This window comes from Pseudomonas sp. PB3P13 (assembly GCF_054897735.1).
On the sequence record NZ_CM142702.1, the window covers coordinates 4422398 to 4446979 of the forward strand.

The 24582-nt window shown below is 60.5% G+C and carries 21 protein-coding genes; 10 read left to right on the plus strand and 11 right to left on the minus strand.

Going from position 1 to position 24582, the window contains the following annotated elements:
• The first annotated feature begins 92 nt into the window (after positions 1–92).
• From norR to ACYZT1_RS20360, 5 genes are all read left to right on the plus strand, one after another.
• A complete protein-coding gene (gene norR / locus ACYZT1_RS20340) occupies positions 93–1643 on the plus strand; it encodes a nitric oxide reductase transcriptional regulator NorR (RefSeq protein ID WP_462016427.1) in 1551 nt (516 codons plus the stop codon).
• A 268-nt stretch (positions 1644–1911) separates the two neighbouring features.
• A complete protein-coding gene (locus ACYZT1_RS20345) occupies positions 1912–2814 on the plus strand; it encodes a chemotaxis protein CheW (RefSeq protein ID WP_462016428.1) in 903 nt (300 codons plus the stop codon).
• 3 nt (positions 2815–2817) lie between these two features.
• Positions 2818–3300, plus strand: coding sequence for a GNAT family N-acetyltransferase (locus ACYZT1_RS20350; protein WP_462016429.1), 483 nt, complete (start codon positions 2818–2820; stop codon positions 3298–3300).
• Between the two features lie 177 nt (positions 3301–3477).
• Positions 3478–3804, plus strand: coding sequence for a hypothetical protein (locus ACYZT1_RS20355; RefSeq protein ID WP_462016430.1), 327 nt, complete (start codon positions 3478–3480; stop codon positions 3802–3804).
• An 83-nt stretch (positions 3805–3887) separates the two neighbouring features.
• Complete coding sequence (locus tag ACYZT1_RS20360) at positions 3888–4637, plus strand: YkgJ family cysteine cluster protein (protein ID WP_462016431.1); 750 nt, start codon at positions 3888–3890, stop codon at positions 4635–4637.
• A gap of 93 nt (positions 4638–4730) precedes the next feature.
• On the opposite strand, the gene ACYZT1_RS20365 is transcribed toward ACYZT1_RS20360, so the two are convergent.
• Together ACYZT1_RS20365 and ACYZT1_RS20370 are read right to left on the minus strand one after the other, a co-directional pair.
• The gene (locus ACYZT1_RS20365) at positions 4731–4976 is read right to left on the minus strand and encodes a hypothetical protein (RefSeq protein ID WP_462016432.1); all 246 of its coding nucleotides are present in this window, start codon (positions 4974–4976) and stop codon (positions 4731–4733) included.
• A 138-nt stretch (positions 4977–5114) separates the two neighbouring features.
• Positions 5115–5246, minus strand: a complete 132-nt coding sequence (locus ACYZT1_RS20370) for a hypothetical protein (RefSeq protein WP_462016433.1) — start codon at positions 5244–5246, stop codon at positions 5115–5117.
• A gap of 452 nt (positions 5247–5698) precedes the next feature.
• Between ACYZT1_RS20370 and ACYZT1_RS20375 the strand changes: the two genes are divergently transcribed.
• The 5 genes from ACYZT1_RS20375 (at position 5699) to ACYZT1_RS20395 (ending at position 13906) form a co-directional block, all read left to right on the plus strand.
• Positions 5699–6859, plus strand: coding sequence for an efflux RND transporter periplasmic adaptor subunit (locus ACYZT1_RS20375; RefSeq protein WP_462016434.1), 1161 nt, complete (start codon positions 5699–5701; stop codon positions 6857–6859).
• On the plus strand, positions 6856–9963 hold the full coding sequence (locus tag ACYZT1_RS20380; RefSeq protein WP_462016435.1) for a multidrug efflux RND transporter permease subunit: 3108 nt from the start codon (positions 6856–6858) through the stop codon (positions 9961–9963). The genes ACYZT1_RS20375 and ACYZT1_RS20380 overlap by 4 nt, the downstream gene beginning before the upstream one ends.
• 8 nt (positions 9964–9971) lie before the next feature.
• Positions 9972–10646 (plus strand): heavy metal response regulator transcription factor, encoded by a 675-nt coding sequence (locus ACYZT1_RS20385; protein ID WP_462016436.1) that lies wholly within the window; start codon positions 9972–9974, stop codon positions 10644–10646.
• Positions 10639–12003: a heavy metal sensor histidine kinase gene (locus ACYZT1_RS20390; RefSeq protein ID WP_462016437.1), complete on the plus strand. Its 1365-nt coding sequence runs from the start codon at positions 10639–10641 to the stop codon at positions 12001–12003. Before ACYZT1_RS20385 ends, ACYZT1_RS20390 begins: the two co-directional genes overlap by 8 nt.
• 400 nt (positions 12004–12403) lie before the next feature.
• Complete coding sequence (locus ACYZT1_RS20395; RefSeq protein ID WP_462016438.1) at positions 12404–13906, plus strand: diguanylate cyclase; 1503 nt, start codon at positions 12404–12406, stop codon at positions 13904–13906.
• Between the two features lie 164 nt (positions 13907–14070).
• Here ACYZT1_RS20395 and lpxC read toward each other — a convergent pair whose 3' ends face one another.
• From lpxC to murD, 9 genes are all read right to left on the minus strand, one after another.
• Positions 14071–14982 (minus strand): UDP-3-O-acyl-N-acetylglucosamine deacetylase, encoded by a 912-nt coding sequence (gene lpxC / locus ACYZT1_RS20400; RefSeq protein WP_064675983.1) that lies wholly within the window; start codon positions 14980–14982, stop codon positions 14071–14073.
• Between the two features lie 112 nt (positions 14983–15094).
• Positions 15095–16288 carry a cell division protein FtsZ gene (ftsZ, locus tag ACYZT1_RS20405; RefSeq protein ID WP_462016439.1) on the minus strand — a complete coding sequence of 398 codons (1194 nt, stop codon included), beginning with the start codon at positions 16286–16288 and terminating at the stop codon, positions 15095–15097.
• A 103-nt stretch (positions 16289–16391) separates the two neighbouring features.
• Positions 16392–17651 carry a cell division protein FtsA gene (gene ftsA, locus ACYZT1_RS20410; protein WP_461996174.1) on the minus strand — a complete coding sequence of 420 codons (1260 nt, stop codon included), beginning with the start codon at positions 17649–17651 and terminating at the stop codon, positions 16392–16394.
• Positions 17652–17665: 14 nt separating this feature from the next.
• Positions 17666–18535, minus strand: a complete 870-nt coding sequence (locus ACYZT1_RS20415) for a cell division protein FtsQ/DivIB (RefSeq protein ID WP_462016440.1) — start codon at positions 18533–18535, stop codon at positions 17666–17668.
• 3 nt (positions 18536–18538) lie between these two features.
• A complete protein-coding gene (locus tag ACYZT1_RS20420; protein ID WP_462016441.1) occupies positions 18539–19507 on the minus strand; it encodes a D-alanine--D-alanine ligase in 969 nt (322 codons plus the stop codon).
• Positions 19504–20964, minus strand: a complete 1461-nt coding sequence (gene murC, locus ACYZT1_RS20425; protein WP_462016442.1) for a UDP-N-acetylmuramate--L-alanine ligase — start codon at positions 20962–20964, stop codon at positions 19504–19506. The genes ACYZT1_RS20420 and murC overlap by 4 nt, the downstream gene beginning before the upstream one ends.
• Complete coding sequence (gene murG / locus ACYZT1_RS20430; RefSeq protein WP_462016443.1) at positions 20957–22027, minus strand: undecaprenyldiphospho-muramoylpentapeptide beta-N-acetylglucosaminyltransferase; 1071 nt, start codon at positions 22025–22027, stop codon at positions 20957–20959. The genes murC and murG overlap by 8 nt, the downstream gene beginning before the upstream one ends.
• Positions 22017–23234, minus strand: coding sequence for a putative lipid II flippase FtsW (gene ftsW / locus ACYZT1_RS20435; protein WP_462016444.1), 1218 nt, complete (start codon positions 23232–23234; stop codon positions 22017–22019). The genes murG and ftsW overlap by 11 nt, the downstream gene beginning before the upstream one ends.
• The gene (gene murD / locus ACYZT1_RS20440; protein WP_462016445.1) at positions 23231–24577 is read right to left on the minus strand and encodes a UDP-N-acetylmuramoyl-L-alanine--D-glutamate ligase; all 1347 of its coding nucleotides are present in this window, start codon (positions 24575–24577) and stop codon (positions 23231–23233) included. Before murD ends, ftsW begins: the two co-directional genes overlap by 4 nt.
• Positions 24578–24582: the final 5 nt, after the last annotated feature.

The following is a 24582-nucleotide window of genomic DNA, read 5'->3' on the forward strand; positions in this document are numbered from 1 at the left end:
GTTATTTATTCTTTAATAATCAACATGTTAAAAGAGTGATAGTCATATTGACGCAAGCTGACTTATAGTCATCCCGACTACATGGAGTCACTATGACTGCGAAATCTCTGCTGACGGCGTTGCTCCCTCTGGTCTCCGACCTGTCCCGCGAACTGCCTGAAAGCGAGCGTTATCGACGCCTGCTCGAAGCCATGCGCGCCTTGTTGCCCTGCGACGCCGCCGCCCTGCTGCGCCTCGACGGCGAATGGCTGGTACCGCTGGCCGTGGACGGATTGAGCACCGACACCCTCGGCCGGCGCTTCAAAGTCAGCGAACACCCGCGCTTCGAAATACTCCTGAGCAGCCCGGACCCGACCCGGTTCGCTGCCGACAGCGACCTGCCCGACCCTTACGATGGCCTGGTCGATGGGCTCGATGATCATCTGGAAGTCCACGATTGCCTGGGTTGCCCGTTGTTTATCGACGAACGCCCTTGGGGTTTGCTGACCCTCGACGCACTCGACCCGCAACGTCTTGAGCCGATTGAACTGGACGCCCTGCAGGCATTCGCCAGCCTCGCCGCCGCCACCGTCAACGCTGCCGAGCGCATCCAGCGCCTGGCCAATCGCGCAGAGCACGAACACCAGCGCGCCGAGGTCTATCGCCAGGCCAGCGGTCAGCAAAATCGCGAAATGATCGGCCAGAGCAAAGCGCATAAACGCCTGGTCGAGGAAATCAGCCTGGTCGGTGGCAGCGATCTCACCGTCCTCATCACTGGCGAGACCGGGGTCGGCAAAGAGCTGGTCGCTCAGGCCATTCATGCCACTTCGTTGCGTGCAGACAAGCCCATCATCAGCCTTAACTGCGCAGCGTTGCCGGACACGTTGGTGGAGAGCGAACTGTTCGGCCATGTGCGCGGGGCGTTCACCGGCGCGACCAGCGACCGTCGTGGCAAATTCGAACTGGCCGATGGCGGCACATTGTTCCTTGATGAAGTCGGGGAATTGTCGCTGACCGTGCAGGCGAAATTGTTGCGTGTGCTGCAAAGCGGTCAACTGCAGCGTTTGGGTTCGGACAAGGAGCACCAGGTCGATGTGCGCCTTATCGCCGCGACCAATCGCGACCTTGCTGAAGAAGTGCGCAGCGGCCGCTACCGCGCCGACTTCTATCATCGTTTGAGTGTGTACCCGCTGCTGGTGCCGGCGCTGCGTGATCGGGGCCGCGACGTGCTGTTGCTCAGCGGTTATTTTCTGGAGCAGAACCGCTCGCGCATGGGCCTGAACAGTTTGCGCCTGAGTGCAGAGGCTCAGGCGGCGCTACTGGCTTATGACTGGCCGGGCAACGTGCGTGAACTCGAGCACCTGATCGGTCGCAGCGCGCTGAAAGCCTTGGGTCAGTGCCAGGAACGGCCGAAGATCCTCAGCCTGAGCGCGGCGGACCTGGACCTGCCCAGCGCCCGTGTCGAAGTTATCGCCGAGCAAGCGACGGCTGCGCCATCGACGTCAGTAACGGGCGATTTGCGCGAGGCCACGGACAATTATCAGCGCCAGTTGATCGGCGCCTGTCTGGCACGCCATCAACACAATTGGGCCAGCGCCGCCCGCGAGCTGGGCCTCGACCGCGCCAACCTCGGACGCTTGGCCAAAAGGTTGGGCATGAAATAACCCCGATCCCTTGTAGCAGCTGCCGAAGGCTGCGTTCGGCTGCAGAGCAGTCGTCAATGGTTAAACTCAGTGCCCTGGACATTGCTCGTTGAGGGTCGGGCGAGGACTTCGTCCTCGAACGCAGCCTTCGGCAGCTGCTACAGGGTCGCTTTCACCAGGTGTCGATGGAATGTTGCTAAAGCCTGCCCACACCAAGTCGATAACCCGGCATCGATAGCTTCTGGCGATCCATGCGATCGCCCGCCACCTTTCTCTTCAGAAGGTTTTTATGTCCTCCACCAAAGCCCGCGCAGATTCACTTTCGCTTCTGCTGTTTACCTTGCGCAGCGGCAAGCTGATGGCGATCAACCTGCTTAAAGTCAGTGAAATCATCCCTTGCCCGCCGCTGACCAAGCTGCCGGAGTCGCATCCTCACGTCAAAGGCATCGCCACCCTGCGCGGCACGTCGCTGTCGGTGATCGACCTCAGCCGCGCCATCGGCGAGCGGCCGCTGGAAGATCCGAACGGCGGCTGCCTGATCGTGACGGATGTCAGCCGTTCGAAACAGGGTTTGCACGTTCAGGCCGTGAGCAAGATCGTGCACTGCCTGACCACCGATATCCGCCCGCCGCCCTTCGGCTCCGGCGGGGTACGTTCTTACATCACCGGCGTGACCTCGGTGGACGGCACGCTGGTCCAGGTGCTGGATATCGAAAAAGTCATCCACGGTATTGCCCCCGCTCAAATCGAGATGGCCCCGACCGAGCTGAGCATGGAAGACGCCGAAGTACTGGGCAATGCGCGCATTCTGGTGGTTGACGACAGTCAGGTCGCCTTGCAGCAATCGGTGCACACTCTGCGTAATCTCGGCCTGCAATGTCACACCGCCCGCAGTGCCAGGGAAGCCATCGATTGCCTGCTGGACCTGCAAGGCACGGCGCAGCAGATCAACCTGATCGTCTCGGACATCGAAATGTCCGAGATGGATGGCTATGCGTTAACCCGGACCCTGCGCGACACCCCGGACTTCGCGCACCTGTACGTGTTGCTGCACACCTCCCTGGACAGCGCGATGAACAGCGAAAAAGCACGGCTGGCCGGCGCCAACGGGGTGCTGACCAAGTTCTCTTCACCCGAACTCACCAAGTGCCTGATCCAAGCGGCGAAGGCTGTCGCCGAACAAGGTCACTGAGGGATGGCCGAGGATTTCTGCTATCTGATGCGGCGCAATCTGGCCGAGGTTTGCGCAGCGGTGGTGTGGCCACCGTCCATTATTCTCAGCGAGTACCGCCCGGAACTGGCAGAAGCGGTGCATGGTTTGATGGAACTGGGTTATCCGGACGGCGGTGGTCGCGTGCCGGCACTGGACGTCTGGCAGCAAAGGTTCGAAACCGATCCTGAATACGATCCTTCACTGTGTTTTATCGCCCTGGATGCCGACGGCATCGTTGGCGTCTGTCAGTGCTGGACCAGCGCGTATATCAAAAATCTGGTGGTGCATCCTCGCGCACGAGGTCAGGGTCTTGGCCGCGCATTGTTGCTGCATGCATTCAAGGTGTTCCAACAGCGCCGCGAAGGCTTTGTGGATTTGAAAGTGAAGGAAGACAACCTGCGGGCGCAGCGTTTGTATGAAGATGTCGGGATGTATGTAGTCCGGCGTGAAGTTATTCCAACCTGATCCACCGTCATCGCGGGCATGCCACGCTCCGGCAGGATTTTGCGTCGTACGTGGGAAAGCAATTCGACGCAGATTGTGTGGGAGCGCGGCTTGCCCGCGAAGAGGCCGACACATTCACACTAAACCCTCAGGCATACTCCAAACCTCGGCCAACCCAATGCCCAAGGATTCTTGACCATGAAAGTGACAACCCTGACCTTCCTCTGCCTCAGCGCCCTTGCCACCCAGGCGCAAGCCTCCAGCCCGGACGCCTGGGCAACGTTCGACAAAGCGGTGCTCGCCAGCTGCACCAAAGCCAGCGGCCTGAAAGGTGCAAAACCGGTGGGCAATGCAGCGCAGTTTGATGATCGCGTCGGCTACGTCGCCGTCCTGCTGCAAGGCCAATACCCGCAGAAGCACATGAAGGGCCAGCAAGGCACCGAGCTGTGCCTCTACAACAAAAAAAGCAAAACCGCTTACGTGACCGAATGGGATTCGGTCCGCACGCCCGCCAAATCGCGCTGAGTGGCGCACAACTTGCTTCGACGCAATCCTTGGCGGTGACATTCTGTCGCCGTTTCGGACCCTGAGAGTCGACTAAGCGCTCAATGAACACGACCTTTTCCTGCGTAGGCTGCGGCAAATGCTGCACTGACCATCACGTGCCCTTGACCCTGGCGGAAGCGCAGATGTGGGCGGCTGACGGCGGTCAGGTGATCGTGCTGGTGGAAGCGTTTCTCGACAATGGCCTGGGCCTGCCGCTGCAACAGCGCGAGCACGCCGAACGCCGGTCGGCGCAGGTGCACAGCGGCAAATCGAACGCTCATGTCGCCATCACCTTCGCGGCATTCAACGCCGGCCGCTGCCGGAATCTTGACGAAGAAAACCTCTGCCGGATTTATGAACGCCGGCCATTGGTGTGCCGCATCTACCCGATGGAGATCAACCCGCACATACCCTTGAATACTGCCGTGAAGGAATGTCCGCCCGAGTCGTGGCAAAAAGGACCGGCACTGATCATCGGTGGCGAGCTGGTCGATCAGGAACTTGCAGGGCTCATCCAGCGCTCGCGTCAGGCGGATCGTGATGACATCCGCACCAAGGAAGCAATCTGTGCATTACTGGGGATTCGCACGACGGCGCTGAAAGGCGATGGATTTACCGCGTATCTGCCGCAAATGAGCGCGTTCACAACGGCCATCGACCAGATTGCGCAACAACCGCTGGCGGGCACCTGCGGTGAATGGTTGTTTCATGTGTCAGGTGACGATATCGCCGGACAGGTGCTGGCGGCAGGTGCTCGAGTGACGACCGGGACGCCGCGCGGCTACACATTTATCTCGCTGCGGGCGATTTGATTCAACGGATGTACCGCTTGCCATGGCCTATTCGTCGAATCGCCGCCCTCGATCCGACGAAAGCGGCAGATCAGACAGGGCAGGCCTTGAATCTCAGCGCTTGCCCATTGAACGCCGCGTACCTGGCGGCGCAGCGCCCGGGGTTTTGGTATGTCCATTCCTGGCGCCGTTTTTGTACCAGGGCTGGCTCGCGTTCTTCGCGGCGGCCACTTCACCCGGTTTGAACGGAAACTTGAACGCCGGGATCGCGGCTTTGCTCTCGCTGTCGACGCTGTCTGGCAGGTCTGCCGGGGCGTCGCTCAAGGCATCGGCAACCGGCGGTTGTATCGGGGAAGTCATGAAAGCTCCGGGTGTTGCATGCAGTCGGCCCGGTCAGCGAGCCGTCAAAGGCGGCAGTATACCTGCCCGTATGACGCACGCACGCGCACCTTTGGTCGGCGATCAAAGTATTTTTCACCCACAAAAACCGGTAGGTACTTATCGGTAGGTGACCGTGACAATGCCCAGACCGGTGACCGCAACACCGTCTGTCTCGCTGGCAGGCACTGGCTCGAATGTCGCCGACAGCGGCATCGCGCCGCGATCGCAGGCATTTTGATACGTGTTCACATCCACCTCCACGCCCGGTGCCACCCGCAGACGTTGAAACTCAGTGCGCCGCAGCGCTCCCGCAGGCTCTACCGAACAACCGGCGTAAACGATGTTCCCCACAAAGCTGATGGTCCCCGACTCAATTCGGGGGGCAGCGGTCAGAACAAGCGGCGTAAACAACAGGGCACTCGAAATAAAAACGTTTAGCTTCATCTCAGGAACACTCCATGCCATTGCGGGACTGTCTTTGCGTATCTGCCTGTGAAAAGAATCTTTATTGAGCGTAGTTCGCGCCACGATAGAGGCCGGTTATTGTCAGCGCCTGGGTGTGCGCAAATATTTCCGGAGACAGATCTGCGGCCAAACTGACAGCGCCGTCAGCCAGCAGTCACTTTCCTGACGGCGTAACAGGGTTATAAGAGAGGTATACATAACCTGACTTCCAACTCCCCTGCCGGGCCTCGACTCGCATGCGAATACAGAAAAAAACCGCCCTGATCGCTGGCCTGCTGATCGTCCTGGCTGCGCTGGGCATCTGGTACCTGACCAAGCCAGCCACGGCTAAACTGGCGACCCCGACCGCTATTCCGGTGCGGGTGATCAGCGTTGCCGAGAAAGACGTGCCCCGCTACGTCACCGGCATCGGTTCGGTGCTGTCTCTGCACAGCGTGGTGGTGCGGCCGCAGATCGACGGCATTCTCACCAAAATTTTGGTCAAGGAAGGTCAACTGGTGGAAAAGGGTGACCTGCTGGCGACCATTGACGACCGCTCGATACGCGCCAGCCTCGATCAGACCCGCGCGCAATTGGGCGAGAGCCAGGCGCAGTTGCAAGTGGCGATGGTCAACCTCAAGCGTTACAAATTGTTGAGTGTCGATGACGGCGTCTCCAGGCAGACGTTTGACCAGCAACAGGCTCTGGTCAATCAACTCAAAGCCACCGCCCAGGGTAATCAGGCCTCGATCGACGCCGCTCAGGTGCAGCTTTCCTACACGCAGATCCGCTCTCCGGTGACGGGTCGAGTGGGGATTCGCACGGTGGACGAAGGCAATTTCCTGCGCATGACCGATACTCAAGGTCTGTTCACCGTGACCCAGATCGATCCGATCGCCGTGGAGTTTTCCCTGCCGCAGCAAATGCTGCCGACCTTGCAGGGTCTGATCGGCGACCCGCAGCGGGCCCGGGTCAAGGTTTACATCGGCGCCGACACCGATGGCGAAACCGGCAACCTGCTCGGCGAAGGCCTGTTGACCTTGATTGACAACCAGATCAACGCCAACACCGGGACCATCCGCGCCAAGGCTGAATTCAGCAATGCAAGGCAAAAGCTCTGGCCAGGCCTGTTGGTGACGGTAAAGATTCAGACAGCACTGGAGAAAGATGCCTTGGTGGTGCCGCCCACTGTCGTACAGCGTGGGCTGGATCAGCATTTCGTTTACCGGGTCAACGGTGACAAAGTCGAGATCGTCACCGTGCAGATGGTGTATCAGGGTGCCGACCAGAACATCGTCAAAGGCGTGAAACCCGGTGATGTGCTGGTCAGCGATGGCCAGTCGCGGCTCAAACCCGGGGCGGCGGTGCAGATTCTCACCGAGCCGCCGCAAGTGGTGCAGGCGGAGCCGAAGCCATGAAGGCTCACCGTTCGATTTCGGCCTGGTGCATCGATCATCCGGTGGCGACGATTCTGCTGACGTTCGCCCTGGTCCTGCTGGGCGTGATTGCCTTTGCGAAGCTGCCGATCGCGCCGCTGCCCGAGGCGGAATTCCCGACCATCCAGGTTGCCGCGCAGTTGCCTGGCGCCAGTCCGGAAACCATGGCGTCGTCGGTGGCCACGCCGCTGGAAGTGCAATTCAGTGCCATCCCCGGCGTGACGCAAATGACGTCGAGCAGCGCCTTGGGTTCGACCAACCTGACACTGCAATTTACCCTCGATAAAAGCATCGACACCGCCGCGCAGGAAGTTCAGGCCGCGATCAACACCGCCGCAGGCAAACTGCCCAAGGACATGCCGAACCTGCCGACCTGGCGCAAGGTCAACCCGGCCGACAGCCCGGTGTTGATCCTCAGCATCAACTCGACCTTGATGCCTGGCCCCGAACTCAGCGATCTGGTGGAAACCCTGTTGTCCCGGCAGATCAGTCAGATCGACGGCGTAGGCCAGGTCAACATCACCGGTCAGCAACGTCCGGCGATCCGGGTTCAGGCTTCGGCGGACAAACTGGCCGCCATCGGTTTGACCCTGGCGGATATTCGTCTGGCGCTGCAGCAGACCAGCCTTAACCTGGCCAAAGGTGCGTTGTACGGCGAGTCGAGCATTTCCACCCTGTCCACCAACGATCAACTCTTCCACCCGGAGGAATACAGCGAACTCATCGTTTCCTACAAGGACGGCGCCCCGGTTCACCTGCGCGATGTCGCCAAAGTCGTCAACGGTGCGGAAGATGCCTACGTTCAGGCATGGGCGGGCGATAGACCCGGCGTGAACCTGGTGATTTTCCGTCAGCCGGGGGCCAACATTGTTGAAACCGTTGACCGGGTTCAGGCCGCACTGCCGACGCTTACCGCCATGCTGCCGGCTGCGGTGCAGGTCAGCACCCTGGTTGACCGGACCCAGACCATTCGCGCTTCGCTGCACGAGGTGGAAATCACCCTGCTGATCGCGATCATGTTGGTGGTCGCGGTGATGGCGTTGTTCCTGCGCCAGTTGTCAGCCACGCTGATCGTGACGGCCGTGCTCGGCGTGTCGCTGATCGCCAGTTTCGCCCTGATGTACATCATGGGTTTCAGTCTGAATAACCTGACGCTGGTGGCGATCGTGGTGGCTGTCGGGTTTGTGGTCGACGACGCAATCGTGGTGGTGGAAAACATCCACCGGCATCTGGAGGCCGGCGACGACATGCGCGAGGCCGCGATCAAAGGCTCCAGCGAGATCGGGTTCACCGTGGTCTCGATCAGCTTCTCGCTGGTAGCAGCGTTCATTCCGCTGCTGTTCATGGGCGGCGTGGTCGGGAGATTGTTCAAGGAGTTCGCCTTGACCGCGACCTCGACCATCCTGATTTCGGTGGTGGTGTCCCTGACCCTCGCACCCACGCTGGCGGCGTTGTTCATGAAAGCGCCGGTGCATCACGCCCATGACAAACCCGGTTTCGGCGAGCGCTTGCTCGGGTGGTACGAGCGGGGTCTGCGTCGCGCCCTCGCCCATCAAAAATTGATGATCGGCGTGTTCGGCCTGTCACTGATGCTGGCGATAACCGGTTACATCTTTATCCCCAAGGGCTTCTTCCCCGTGCAGGACACCGGTTTTGTCCTCGGCACCAGCGAAGCCGCTGCCGATATTTCCTACGGCGACATGGTGAAAAAACACTTGGCCATGGCAGAAATCGTCGCGGCAGACCCCGCCGTCGATGTATTTTCCCACTCGGTCGGGGTTTCCGGCAGTAACCAGACCATTGCCAACGGGCGCTTCTGGATCTCTCTGAAAAAACGCGGCGACCGCGACGTGTCCGCCAGTGAATTCATCGACCGGATTCGCCCGCAGCTGATGAAAGTCCCGGGTATTGTCCTCTACCTTCGCGCCGGTCAGGACATCAACCTCAGCTCCGGCCCAAGCCGCGCCCAATACCAATACGTGCTCAAGAGCAACGACGGCGCGACCCTCAGCACCTGGACCCAGCGGCTCACGGAAAAACTGCGCAGCAACCCGGCCTTTCGTGACATATCCAACGACCTGCAACTGGGCGGCAGCATCACCCATATCAGCATCGACCGCAGCGCAGCCGCGCGTTTCGGCCTGACCGCCAGCGATGTCGATGAAGCCCTGTACGACGCTTTCGGCCAACGCCAGATCAACGAATTCCAGACCCAGACCAACCAGTACAACGTCATTCTTGAGCTGGACACCAAGCAACGCGGCAAGGCCGAAAGCCTCAACTATTTTTACCTGCGCTCGCCGCTGAGCGGGGAAATGGTGCCGCTGTCAGCACTGGCGCGGTTTGATCCGCCGACCGTTGGCCCGCTGTCCATCGCCCATGACGGGATGTTCCCGGCCGCCAACCTGTCCTTCAACCTCGCGTCTGGCGTGGCATTGGGCGACGCGGTGATCATGCTCGATCAGGCCAAGGCCGAGATTGGCATGCCGGCGGCCATGAGCGGCAATTTCCAGGGTGCGGCACAGGCGTTTCAGAGTTCGCTGGCGAGTCAGCCGTGGCTGATCCTGGCGGCGCTGGTGGCGGTTTACATCATTCTCGGCGTGCTCTACGAGAGCTTCGTGCATCCGCTGACGATCATCTCGACCTTGCCCTCGGCGGGGCTCGGTGCGGTGATCATGCTGTGGATCTGCGGCCAGGATTTCTCGATCATGGCGCTGATCGGGTTGGTGCTGCTGATCGGGATCGTCAAGAAAAACGGCATCCTGATGATCGACTTCGCACTGGACGCGCAGCGCAATCGTGGCCTCGCGCCGCAAGAGGCGATTTATGAAGCCTGCATCACGCGGTTTCGGCCGATCATCATGACCACCCTCGCCGCCCTGCTCGGCGCGTTGCCGCTGATGCTCGGGTACGGCACCGGCGCCGAATTGCGCCAGCCATTGGGGATCGCGGTCGTTGGCGGGCTGCTGGTGAGTCAGGCGCTGACGCTGTTCACCACTCCGGTCATATACTTATGGCTTGAGCGGCTGTTCCATAAGCCTGAGCCAGCGCCAGCATCGATGCCGACACTGGCGACCACAGACTGAGGCGGGTCATGCGCGTTCTGATTATCGAAGACGAGGAAAAAACCGCGGATTATCTGCACCGCGGCCTCACCGAACAGGGTTACACCGTGGACCTGGCGCGCGACGGCGTCGAGGGCCTGCACATGGCGCTGGAAAACGATTACGCCGTGATCGTCCTCGACGTCATGCTGCCGGACCTCGACGGCTTCGGCGTGCTGCGTGCGTTGCGTGCGCGCAAACAAACCCCGGTGATCATGCTGACCGCCCGTGAGCGTGTCGAAGACCGCATCAAAGGCTTGCGCGACGGCGCCGACGATTACCTCGGCAAACCGTTTTCCTTCCTTGAGCTGGTGGCACGCCTGCAAGCGCTGACCCGGCGCAGTGGCGGCCATGAACCGGTGCAGGTGAATGTTGGCGACCTGTGGATCGACTTGATCAGGCGCAAGGCCACCCGCGGCGGCGCCCGCCTTGACCTGACGGCCAAGGAGTTCTCGCTGCTCAGTGTGTTGGCCCGCCGACAGGGGGAAATCCTTTCGAAAACATCAATTGCGGAAATGGTCTGGGACATCAATTTCGACAGTGACGCCAATGTCGTCGAGGTTGCGATCAAGCGGTTACGCGCCAAGCTCGACGGACCGTTTGAAGAAAAACTGCTGCACACGATCCGTGGCATGGGTTATGTGCTGGAGAGCCGTGGTGTTTAGCCATTCGATTGCACTGCGTCTGAGCGGCATGTTCACACTGGTGGCGCTGGCGGTGTTTCTGCTGATCGGCGGTGCGCTGTATCAACAGGTCGACAAGGGCCTCGGCCTGCTGCCGGAAGCGGAGCTGGACGCGCGCTACAGCGTGCTCGAATCCACCGTGGGCCGTTTCGGCACGCCTGAGCATTGGGTGAAAATCAACAACAAGCTCAAGTTGCTCGGCGAAGAAGACAAGCGCATCCGTTTCTGGATCGTCAGCGGCGACCCGCAGTACGAATACGGCAACCCCACCGCGCAGATCCGCGCGTTCGCCGAAGGGCGATTGGGCATGCGCGACCTCGACCTGCCCGGCCAGCCTTATCCGCTGAAAGTGCTGGTCAGCCAGTTTCCGGCCAAGGATCAACGTCCGCCGCTGCGTTTCATGATCGGCATCGACACCCAGACGTTTTATCAGACTCAGCATCATCTGCTGATTGCCTTGATCAGCCTGGCGATAATTGGCGTGCTGCTGGCCTCCGCGTTGGGCTATTGGGTGGCGCGCATCGGCCTCAAACCGTTGATCAAGCTGTCTCAGGAAGCCCAGCGACTGGCGCCGCCGCTGCGCTCCGGACGTTTGCGTCTGGCCTCGCTGCCGCCGGAGCTCAATCAGTTCGTCCACTCGTTCAATTCGACCCTGGAGCGGGTCGAGCAGGCTTATTCGCGGCTTGAATCCTTCAACGCCGACGTCGCCCATGAACTGCGTTCGCCGCTGACCAACCTGATCGGTCAGACCCAGGTGGCGCTAACCCGTGGCCGCTCCGCCGAGCATTATTTCGAAGTGCTGCAATCGAACCTCGAAGAGCTGGAACGCTTGCGCTCGATCATCAACGACATGCTGTTCCTCGCCAGCGCCGACCAAGGCAGCAAGGCCACCAAACTGACGTCGGCGTCCTTGGCCGGCGAAGTGGCGACGACCCTGGAGTATCTGGATTTTATCCTCGAAGATGCGCGAGTCCAGGTGCAAGTCAGCGGTGACGCCCAGGTGCACATCGAGATCGCCCATCTGCGCCGGGCATTGATCAATCTGCTGAACAATGCAGTCCAGCATACCTCGCCGGGCCAGGTGATCGAAGTGCGGATTGAAGTGGACGAACGCCAGGTGAGCATCGGCGTCGCCAACCCTGGCTCGCCGATTGCCAACGAGCATTTGCCACGGCTGTTCGAGCGGTTTTACCGGGTCGATGCTTCGCGCAGCAACAGCGGCAACAACCACGGCCTGGGACTGGCGATTGTGAAGGCGATTGCGTTGATGCACGGCGGCGATGTCTTTGTGCGCAGTGATCGGGGGATGAACACATTTGGGATTCACCTCCCCGTTTGAGTGCTCCGATTCGCTGTGGGAAAAGCGGTCGGGGTGAGAGGCTCCTTGGTGCGCCGGCCACTGTGCCGGAAGGTTTCCTGTGATGAAAGATCTCGTGTGGCGAGGGGACTTGTCGAAACGTCGCACCGCCCCGTTCCAGCGCGCAGCACTGGCAGAATGTGGGTAACACTCTAGATTTTGGGGGCCGCTTCGCTGCCCAACGGGGACAAGTCCCCTCGCCAAGAAATCCCCGCAGGCATCAGAAAAGTTGTCTTAAAAGCCGCTGCTGTCAGCGGTTTTTTTTTGTTAAAACAGCCTGAAACGCGGGTGATCGTCGACTACCCGCTGAATGTCTTCTAAGCTTCAAGCAGTCTAAGGCCAGCTCGTTTGCTGGTTGAACGTTCATGCAGACAGCGTCGCCATGACAGCAAGTCATCCCACATACGTAACAGGTAAAACCCGGCTACCTGAGGTGATGGTCATGCTCGGCAGCGCGCTGACCGTGATTGCGATTCTGTGCATCGTCATCTTCCTGTTGATCCGTGAACACGCCAACGCTCAGCGGGATGCCACCCGCAGTGCGACCACCATCGCCCAACTGATCAACGCCGATGTCCTGCGCACGGTCGAGCTCTATGACCTGACGCTGCAAGGTCTGATCGCTGCTGCCCGGCGCGATGACCTCAAACAGGTATCCCCGCAGATCCGCCACATGGTGCTGTTCGACCGTTCGACGACGGCACGTTTCAAGGGCGACATTTTGCTGTTGGACCCGCACGGCCGGGTGCTCGCGAACTCGTCGACCATCGAGCCCGGACCGGGCAACTACGCCGGGCGCGATTTCTTCCTTGAGCATGCGGCCAAGCGAAACACCGGCCTGTTCATCAGCCGTCCGTTCAAAATGCAGTGCGATTGTGAGTTCAACGGTGAATGGCGGATCACGTTCAGCCGCCGTATCTCTACGGCCACCGGAGGGTTTCTCGGCGTAGCCGTGGCGTCGATGCGATTGAGCTACTTCGATCAGCTGTTCAACAGCCTCGACATCGGCACTGGCAGCACGCTGAACATCATCAACGCCGACGGTATTCTGCTCGCGCAAAAGCCTTACCTGGAGAACGATGCCATCGGCAAAAACTTCGCCAACCGGCCCAACATCGTGCGCATTCTGCGCGACGGCAATGGAAGTTTCGACAGTGTTTCGAGCATCGACGCCAAGCGCCGCCTGTACACCTTTGCCAGGGTAGGCAATCTGCCGCTGACGGTGATCGTCGCACTGTCCGGCGACGAGGTATTCGCCACCTGGAAGCGCACAGCGACCGTCATCAGCGGCGCCACAGGTGTGCTCTGTATCGGCCTGCTGTGGCTGAGCGGCTTGCTGTCCCGGGAACTGCGCTTGCGCCGCCATGCCGAGAAGGAACTGGCGCAACTGGCTGCCACCGATGCCCTGACGGGCGTGGCAAATCGGCGGATTCTCGACCTGACCCTGCGCCACGAGTGGTTTCGCGCCCAGCGCTCCGGTCAACCGTTGTCGCTGCTGATGATCGATGCCGACCACTTCAAGGCCTTCAACGATCAGCACGGCCATCAGGCCGGCGATGATGCCCTGCGCGCGGTGGCCAAGGTCATTTCCGACAATGTGCGAAGACCCGCCGACATGGTCGCCCGCTACGGCGGTGAAGAGTTTTCCGTGATATTGGCCGAAACGGACGGCGTGGGCGCGCAGCAGATTGCCGAGCATATTCGAGTGGCGGTGGAGCAGCTGCCTTTCGTGGCGGGCGTGGAGTCGCCAGTGACGGTCAGTATCGGGCTAAGTACGTGGACGACTGCAACCGATGTGAGTCTGGAGCAGCTGCTGTTTGCGGCCGACAAAGCGCTGTATCAGGCCAAGGAGCGCGGGCGGAATCGGGTGGTGGCCGCGCCGTGAACTCCTCAGCGAAACGACTGGCTCCATCGCGAGCAAGCTCGCACACAGGGAATGTGGGAGCGGCCTTGCTCGCGATGGCATCCGGGGCGGGCACTGCATGCCCGCCCTGCTGCCATAAAAAAGGCCACCCGAAGGCAGCCTTTAAAAACTAGAGAGGTTTTTACTTACACGGCCGCGACAGGACGCATGTAAGAGATCGGTGCAGTGCTGGCGTCTTCGAAAGTCACGACTTCCCAAGCATCTGTCTGCTCAATCAACTTGCGCAGCAGCTGGTTGTTCAATGCATGTCCGGACTTGAAGCCCTTGAACTCACCAATCAGGCTATTGCCCAGCAGGTAGAGGTCACCAATTGCATCGAGGATCTTGTGCTTCACGAATTCGTCTTCATAGCGAAGACCGTCTTCGTTCAGTACGCCATCCGCGTCGACCACAATAGCGTTTTCAACGCTGCCGCCGAGTGCGAGGTTGTGCTTGCGCAGGTACTCGATGTCACTCATGAAACCAAAGGTACGGGCGCGGCTGACTTCTTTCACGAACGAAGTACTGGAAAAATCCACGCTTGCGCTTTGTGTGCGGTCACGGAAAACCGGGTGATCGAAATCGATCTCGAAACTCACCTTGAAACCTTCGAAAGGGACGAAAGTGGCGCGCTTGTCGCCGTCTTCCACTGTCACTTCACGCAGGATGCGGATGAATTTCTTGGCTGCGTCCTGTTCTTCCAGGCCAGCCGATTGAATCAGGAATACGAAAGGTCCAGCGCTACCATCCATGATCGGGACTTCGGACGCGGAGAGCTCGACGTAGGCGTTATCGATGCCCAGGCCAGCCATGGCCGAGAGCAAGTGCTCCACCGTATCCACTTTGGTGTCACCACTGACCAATGTGGTCGACATCGTGGTTTCACCAACGTTTTCCGCGCGGGCAGGGATCTGCACCACAGGGTCGAGGTCGGCACGACAAAACACAATGCCGGTGTCGACAGGCGCTGGCTTGAGGGTCAGGTAGACCTTCTCCCCGGAGTGCAGGCCTACACCTGTGGCACGGATAATATTTTTCAGTGTGCGTTGTTTAATCATGGCTTGGGCCGCTTCAGCGCAAATTGCGAACTGGTATCAACAAAGGCTGGCGATGATAGCAGACCACGCCTTTGCTGAACACCAATCACCTTCATAGCCCTGATACATTCCATCAATCAGCCTGACGACGCAGGAATGCCGGAATGTCCAGGTAGTCCAGGTCATCTTGCGGATTCATCTTCGCAGCAGTCGCAGCACCGGCCTGAGCCTGGTTGCGCATGACGGTCGGACGGTCCAGATCACGGTAGTTCACCGGCGATTGTTCTTGACGGGCAGGCGCCTGCTGCTGCGGTTGCGAAGCCATGGAAGTGTGAACGGTATTGTCGATGACCTTTACCGGCTTCTCGATTTTAGCGCCCAGACCGGTGGCAACAACAGTCACGTGCAACTCGTCGCGCATGTCCGGATCGATAACGGTACCGACCTTGACCATTGCGTGCTCGGAAGCGAAAGCTTCGATGATGCTACCCACGTCGGAGTATTCACCCAGGGACAGGTCAGGACCAGCGGTGATGTTCACCAGGATGCCACGTGCACCTTGCAGATTCACGTCTTCGAGCAACGGGTTGCGGATGGCTGCTTCGGTCGCCTCGCGTGCACGGTTCGGACCGCTGGCGCAGCCAGTGCCCATCATCGCCATGCCCATTTCGCTCATCACGGTACGTACGTCGGCAAAGTCGACGTTGATCATGCCCGGACGCTTGATGATGTCGGAGATACCGCGAACGGCACCGGCCAGTACATCGTCAGCCTTGGCGAAAGCCGACAGCAGGCTGGCGTCTTTACCGAGGATGGTCAGCAGTTTCTCGTTGGGAATGGTGATCAACGAGTCGACGCTTTCAGACAGCAGACGGATACCCTCGTCGGCAATCTGCATGCGCTTGCGACCTTCGAACGGGAACGGACGGGTCACCACCGCAACGGTGAGGATCCCCATTTCCTTGGCCACTTCGGCAATGATCGGCGCAGCACCGGTACCGGTACCACCGCCCATGCCGGTTGTAATGAACACCATATTGGTGCCCTGCAGGACTTCGGCAATGCGCTCACGATCTTCGAGAGCGGCCTGACGACCTACTTCAGGGTTGGCGCCAGCGCCGAGACCTTTGGTCACGCCGGTACCCAGTTGCAGGATGGTCCGCGCGCCGATGCTCTTCAGCGCTTGGGCATCAGTGTTGGCGCAGATGAATTCAACGCCTTCAATGTTGCTCTTGACCATGTGGTTGACAGCGTTGCCGCCGCCTCCGCCAACACCGATAACTTTAATGACCGGGCTTGCGGGGATGTTGTCTACGAGTTCGAACATTTTCCCTCTCCTTTACGTTCTCTAGTTTTTTCGCCTACTGCGTTTGCTGCTTTTGCTGCTTTTGCTGCTTGTCGCTTGAAACTTGCCGCTTGAAACTGCTTCGTCAGAAATTGCCTTGTACCCAGCTCTTGATGCGATCGAGCAAGGCGGCTTTCGGTTCTTCGTTGCTGTAGCTGTCGCGGCTGCCGATGCCCGAGAAAGAGATCCCGTCGGACTGCTTTTGCAGGCCGTACATCAACAAGCCAACGCCGGTGGAATAAATCGGGTTGCGCACCACGTCGTCCAGGCCCTTCACGCCATGCGGCACGCCCAGGCGGACCGGCATGTGGAAAATCTCTTCGGCCAGTTCAGTGGCGCCTTCCATTTTCGAAGTACCGCCGGTCAGCACGATGCCGGCCGGGATCAGGTCTTCGTAGCCGCTGCGTCGCAGTTCGGCCTGGATCAGCGTGAACAGTTCGTCGTAACGCGGCTCGACCACTTCGGCCAGGGCCTGACGAGACAGCTCACGAGGCGGACGGTCGCCTACGCTTGGCACCTTGATGGTTTCACCGGCACCGGCCAGTTTGGCCAGGGCGCAGGCATAACGAATCTTGATTTCTTCGGCGTATTGGGTCGGTGTGCGCAACGCCATGGCGATGTCGTTGGTGACCTGATCGCCCGCAATCGGGATTACCGCGGTGTGACGGATCGCGCCCTCGGTGAAGATCGCGATGTCGGTGGTGCCGCCGCCGATGTCCACCAGGCAAACGCCCAGCTCTTTCTCGTCGTCGGTCAGTACCGAATACGCGGAAGCGAGCTGCTCGAGAATGATGTCGTCGATTTCCAGGCCGCAGCGACGCACGCATTTTTCAATGTTCTGTGCAGCGTTGACGGCGCAGGTGACCACGTGAACCTTGGCTTCCAGACGAACGCCGGACATGCCCAAAGGCTCGCGGACGCCTTCCTGGTTATCGATCACGTAATCCTGCGGCAGGGTATGCAGCACGCGCTGGTCAGCCGGGATCGCGACCGCCTGGGCGGCATCGAGCACGCGCTCGAGGTCGGCGGAGCTGACTTCGCGATCACGAATCGCGACGATGCCGTGAGAATTCAGGCTGCGGATGTGATTGCCCGCCACGCCTACGAACGCCGAGTGAATCCGGCAACCGGCCATCAGCTGCGCTTCTTCGATCGCGCGCTGGATCGACTGCACGGTGGACTCGATATTGACCACCACGCCCTTCTTCAGGCCACGGGATGGATGGGTACCGATCCCGACGATTTCCAGCGTGCCGTCGTCCGAAACCTCGCCTACCAGCGCCACCACCTTGGAGGTGCCGATATCGAGACCGACGATCATTTTGCCGCTTTGCACGTTTGCCATGGGTCCTGCCTCTCTTAATTCTTCGCGACAGCGGGTAGGGCTGTCGTGGGCGCTACAGGTTCCCGCCAGCCAACAGCGAGGCCGTTGGCGTAGCGCAGATCGATGCGCGCAATGTTCGTAATCTGTTCTTTAAGCGTCTTGTCGTAGATGGCGATGAAACGGCGCATCTTTTCCACCAGCTTGCCGCGTCCAAGCAGCAGTTCGATCCCCGGGCCCGAACTGCCGGCACCGGTGGTCAAAAACCAGCTGCCTCGTTCACGCAACTCCAGACGCGCAATCGAGAAGCCCAACGGCCTGAGCATCTGGCTCAGTACCTGGTATTGCTGCATCACTTGTTGCTGGGCCCGTTGGGGGCCAAACAGCTGTGGCAGGTGTTCGTAGTTCGCCAGCTCGCGCGGAGTAAACGCCTGGCCCTGGTTGTTCAACAACGACTCATCGCCCCAGCGGGCGACCGGCAATTGTTCTTCAAGGCGGATCACCACTTGATCCGGCCACACCCGACGCACTTCGGCGTGGGCAATCCATGGCATCTGTTCCAGCTCGGTGCGCATGCCTGCCAGGTCGATGGTGAAGAAGCTCGACGCCACAAACGGCGCGATACGCTGCTGCACCGCTTGCTGGCTGATGTAACTCAGGTCGCCCTGCACCGCGACTTTGGTAATCGGCCGATCGGCGTACGGCAACAAACGCTGCGCGCCTTCGTACGTGCCAAACCCCAGTGCGACCAGCAGCACCGGCCAGAACAAGGCTTTCAGAAAACCAAAATTGGCTTTCGGCAGGCGCGCGGACATCGGCTCTTTCGCCACCATTCGGCTGGCGCCCCGTGGCACCGGCTTGCGGCCGGGTGCGGGTGGGGGCTGATGTCGCAGCTGAGCGCCTTGCATGACTTACCCTCGCGGCTCGCTGTTGCCGGCAAAACCGGCGGCCAGAATCGCCAGAACCAGTTGCTGGAAATCCAGACCGGCAGCGCGGGCCGCCATCGGCACCAGGCTGTGATCGGTCATGCCCGGTGCGGTGTTGACTTCGAGAAACCAGAACTGCCCATCGGCGTCCTGCATCACGTCTGCCCTGCCCCAACCGGCGATACCCAGCGCCTCACAGGCCTTCGCCGTGAGGTCCATCAGTTCCTGTTCCTTGTCGCTGTCGAGCCCGCACGGGATCCGGTACTGCGTATCGCAAGCCACGTATTTGGCGTCGTAGTCGTAGAAAGTGTGCGGCGTGCCCAGGGCAATCGGTGGCAACACCTGGTCACGCAGGGTGGCGATGGTGAACTCCGGACCTTGAATCCATTGCTCGACCAACACTTGCGAATCGTAGGTACTGGCCGCTTTCCACGCCTCGATCAACTCGGACGGGGAAGTCACTTTGGCCATCCCGATACTTGAACCTTCATGGGCGGGTTTGACGATCATCGGGAAGCCCAGTTCCGCGGCCGCCGAAATACAATCGGCCTCGCTGCTCAGCGCCGCGTGACGGGGCGTCGGAATACCGAGGCTGTGCCAGACCTGCTTGGTCCGCAACTTGTCCATTGCCAGCGCGGAAGCCAGGATGCCGCTGCCGGTGTACGGAATGCCCACGCATTCGAGCAGCCCCTGAATGCTGCCGTCTTCACCACCACGACCGTGCAGAATGATGAAGGCGCGATCGATTTTTTCATTGAGCAACCGTTGCAGCAGGTCATCACCCACATCCAGGCCGAACGCGTCCACGCCCGCGCTTTGCAACGCCAGGAGCACCGCGTTGCCAGACTTCAGCGAGACTTCGCGCTCGGCACTCTTGCCGCCAAACAGCACGGCGACTCGGCCAAAGTCCTTTGGCGCAATGGTGGAGAACAGGTTGGCGTAAGCGGCAGTCATTTCAATTTCCCCACGGCTGGCGCGGCGACGGCGCCGGCAAACAACGGACTTTTCAACAGTTTTGGCGCAAGCCCGCCGATGTCACCGGCACCCTGGCACAGCAGGATGTCGCCGGCACGCAGCAGCGGCTTGACCAATGGCGCGAGGTCGACACCGCGTTCGATGTAGATCGGGTCGAGCTGACCGCGCTGACGAATGCTGTTGCACAACTTGCGGCTGTCGGCACCCGGAATCGGCTCTTCCCCGGCCGGATAGACTTCCATCAGCAACAGCACGTTGGCATCGGCCAGTACATTGACGAAATCGTCGTACAGGTCGCGGGTGCGGCTGTAACGGTGCGGCTGGTAAACCATCACCAGTCGGCGCTCCGGCCAGCCACCGCGTACGGCCTGGATCACGGCGGCGACTTCGGTCGGGTGATGGCCGTAGTCATCGACCAGCATCACGTTGCCGCCTTCGACCGGCAGCTCGCCGTAGACCTGGAAACGTCGGCCGACACCCTGGAATCCGGACAGGCCCTGAACGATGGCTTCATCGCTGACGCCTTCGTCGGTGGCGATGCAGATGGTCGCGAGTGCATTGAGCACGTTGTGGTTGCCCGGCATATTGACCGAGACGTCCAGCGGTTCGCGATCCGGGCGCAGCACGGTGAAGAAAGTCTGCATGCCTTGCTGGCGCACGTTGATTGCCCGCACATCGCAGTCTTCGCCGAAGCCGTAAGTGACCGCCGGGCGCTTGACCAACGGAAGGATTTCGCGAACAACCGGGTCGTCCAGACACACCACCGCCAAACCGTAGAACGGCAGGTTGTGGAGGAACTCGACGAAGGTTTTTTTCAGCTTGTTGAAGTCGCCGTCGTACGTCGCCATGTGATCGGCGTCGATATTGGTGACCACAGCTACCAGCGGTTGCAGGTGCAGGAAACTGGCGTCGCTTTCGTCGGCCTCGGCGATCAGGTAACGGCTGCTGCCAAGCTGGGCATTGGTGCCCGCAGCGTTGAGGCGACCGCCGATAACGAATGTCGGGTCCAGGCCTCCGGCGGCGAACACCGAAGCGATCAGGCTGGTGGTCGTGGTTTTGCCATGCGTGCCGGCAACGGCGATGCCGTGGCGATAGCGCATCAGCTCAGCCAGCATCTCGGCGCGCGGCACCACCGGAATACGGCGTTCCAGCGCGGTGGCGACTTCCGGGTTGGAGGTATTGACGGCGCTCGACGTCACCAGGACATCGGCAGTCGCGGCATTCTCGGCACGGTGGCCGATATGAATGGTGGCGCCGAACGATTCGAGACGCTCGGTAACCGGCGACGCTTTCAGGTCGGAACCGGATACTTCGTAGCCCAGGTTCAACAACACTTCGGCAATACCGCACATGCCTACGCCGCCGATACCGACGAAGTGGATGCGACGGATTCGGCGCATTTCCGGCTGTGGAATGGCTTTCTGATTCTCAACCATGGGCCACCTCCAGGCAGGTATCGACTACGTTACGGGTCGCATCGGGTTTGGCCAGGCGACGTGCCGCGGCCGCCATGTCGGTGAGTCGTTGTGGTTGCATCAGGACCTCTGTCAGGCGTGCGGCAAGATCCGCTGCGCCAGTCGTTCTTTGTGGCATCAGGAAGGCTGCGCCTTCTCGGGCCAAATAATCGGCGTTGCGGGTCTGATGATCGTCGATGGCGTGGGGCAAAGGCACCAGCATCGAGGGCAGACCGGCGGCGGCCAGTTCACTGATGGTCAGCGCGCCTGCGCGGCACACCACCAGGTCGGCCCAGCCATAGGCTTGAGCCATGTCTTTGATGAAAGGCTGCACTTGCGCCTCGACGCCAGCCGCGCGGTAGCGCTCTGCAGTGACTTCATCATGGTTTCTGCCGGCCTGATGGAACACTTCCGGACGCAGGTCGGCGGCGACGTGCGACAGGGCTTCGGGCAGCAACTTGTTCAACGGTTCTGCGCCCAGGCTTCCGCCCAGGATCAGCAAACGCGCCTTGCGACCGGCCAGGGCTGGTCGCAGTGTTTCGAGGAACAGCTCGGTGCGCACCGGGTTGCCGGTGGTTCGACGGCTGTTCGACAGGGTAAAGGTGTCAGGGAATGCTTCACAGACCCGGGCGGCCAACGGCACCAGCAACCGATTGGCGGTACCGGCCACGGCGTTCTGTTCGTGCACGATCACCGGCGCACCGGCCAGTCTGGCGGCCACGCCACCGGGGCCAGTCACATAACCGCCGAAGCCGACCACGCACACCGGTTGCAGCCGACGAATGATTGCCCGCGCCTGCCAGACCGATTTGAGCAACATCAGCGGTGCCTTGAACAGGGACAGTTTGCCCTTGCCGCGCAAGCCGCTGGCGTTGATCCGGTGCAGCTCGATGCCCGCCGCCGGAACCAGGTCGTTCTCGATGCCGCGCGGTGTTCCGAGCCAGTGCACGGTGTAACCACGAGCCTGAAACTCACGAGCACAGGCCAGCGCCGGGAACACGTGGCCACCGGTGCCGCCAGCCATGATCAGCACGTTAGCGCCCATGGGTCGGCTCCTCGGCAAAGTCACTCTCCTGGAACTCCATCTCTTCACTGCCCAAATGGGTTCGACTCTCCCATTCGATGCGCAGCAAAAGACCAAGACAGGCGCAGCAGATCACCAACGAACTGCCGCCATAACTCAGGAACGGCAGAGTCAGGCCCTTGGTCGGCAGCAGACCGACGTTCACGCCGATGTTGATCAGGAATTGACCAATCCACAGGAACGACAAGCCGTAGGCGATATAAGCCGCGAAGAACTGCTTGGCCTTCTCGGCCCAATAGCCGATGTACATGCCGCGAATACAGACGAAGGTGAACAACGCGACCGTCAACAGCGAACCCAATGCACCCAGCTCTTCAGCCAGCACCGAGAACACGAAGTCGGTGTGTGCTTCAGGCAGGTAGAACTGTTTCTGTACGCTGTTGCCCAGACCAACGCCAAGCCATTCACCTCGACCGAACGCGATCAATGCCTGAGACAATTGATAACCGGCGCCGAACTGGTCAGCCCAAGGATCGGCAAAGTTGGTCAGACGCGCCATCCGATACGGCTGCATCTGAATCAGCAAGACCACCGCGCCCACCGCCAGCACCACCATCAGCAGGAAACGGAACAAGCCGACCCCGCCGAGGAACAGCATCGCCGCAGCGGCGCCCATCATCACGACGGTGGCGCCGAAGTCCGGCTCCATCAGCAACAGGCCGGCCATTGGCAGCAGCACGATGAACGGCTTGAAGAAGCCCATCCAGCTTTCGCGCACCTCTTTTTGGCGACGCACCAGGTAACCGGCGAGGTAGATCACCACGAATACCTTGGCGATCTCGGAAGGCTGGACGTTGAAGAAGCTGAAACCGATCCAGCGCATCGAACCGTTCACTTCGCGCCCGATCCCCGGGATGATCACCATCACCAGCAAACCGAACGCGCCGATCAGCATCAGCCAGCCGAGGCGTTGCCAGGTGGCGATTGGAATCATCATGGTGACGATGCAGGCGCCAAGGCCCAGCACCACGTAAATCAGGTGACGAATCATGTAATAGAGCGCGCTGCCGGACTGCACCGCGGCCACTTCGGTCGAGGCCGACGCAATCATGACCAGACCCAGACCGAGCAGCGCCAGGCAGCCAGCGAGCATCGGGAAATCGAGGTCAATGCCGCGTCCGGTGATCAGCGGCGATGGATACGGCTTGATGATATTGGCGAGGTTCATGCCAAGACCTCCACGGCGCGGACAAACTGATGACCGCGATCTTCGTAGTTCTTGAACATGTCGAAACTGGCGCAGGCCGGAGACAACAGAACGGCATCGCCTGCTTGCGCAAGCGCGCGGCATTGGGCGACCGCTTCATCAAGCGAGCTGACTCGAATCAAAGGCACGGAGTCGCCGATGGCCTGGCCGATCAAATCGGAGTCGCGGCCCATCAGCACCACCGCGCGGCAATTGGCCGCGACCGGATCACGCAAATCCTTGAACTCGGCGCCCTTGCCATCGCCACCAGCGATCAGCACGAGCTTGCCGTCGATGTCCGCGCCCAGGCCTTCGATGGCCGCCAGTGCGGCGCCGACGTTGGTGGCTTTGGAATCGTTGTAATAGCTCACGCCGTCCAGGTCACGGACCCATTGGCAGCGATGTTCCAGGCCAGCAAAGGTGCGCAGGCTGGAGAGCATGGCGTCGAACGGCAAACCGACCGCATGGCCCAGCGCCAATGCCGCCAACGCGTTGGACTGGTTGTGCGCGCCACGGATTTTCAGTTCACGCACCGGCATCAGGCTCTGGAATTCGAATGCCAGATACTTTTCGCCATTCTCCTCGCGTAGACCAAATGCCTTGAAATCGGGTTGGCTCAAACCGAAGGTCCAGCACGGCTGGCCTTCGCCCATCAACGGACGGGTCAGTGCGTCCTGACGGTTGACCACAAACTGTTTGGCACCACGGAAGATTCGGTGCTTGGCCAGGTGATAGGCCGGCAAACCGCTGTAGCGGTCCATGTGGTCTTCACTGATGTTGAGCACGGTCGCGACTTCGGCACCGAGGTGATCAGTGGTTTCCAGCTGGAAGCTCGACAATTCCATCACGTACAGTTCGACTTCGTCGCTGAGCAGATCCAGCGCCGGCACACCGAGATTGCCGCCGACAGCAACACGCTTGCCGGCCGCTGCTGCCATCTCGCCGACTAGGGTGGTGACGGTACTTTTCGCGTTGGAACCGCTGATCGCGACAATCGGTGCTTTCGCGTTACGCGCGAACAGCTCGATGTCGCCGGACAATTTCACGCCACGGGCGGCGGCGGCTTGCAGGGCCGGGGTCGCCAGCGCCAGGCCGGGGCTCACATAGAGTTCGTCGGCACGGCACAGAAATTCGACATCCAGCTCGCCACAACGCACTTCCACGTGCGGATAGTCACGCTTGAGCGTGGCCAGTTCCGGTGGATTGTCCCGCGTGTCGGCGACAGCAAACGACGTGCCCCGATTCGCCAAAAAGCGAACCAGGGACATGCCGCTCTTGCCGAGGCCGACAACGATGCGGAAGTGGTCAGAAGCGATCAGAGACACTCGTT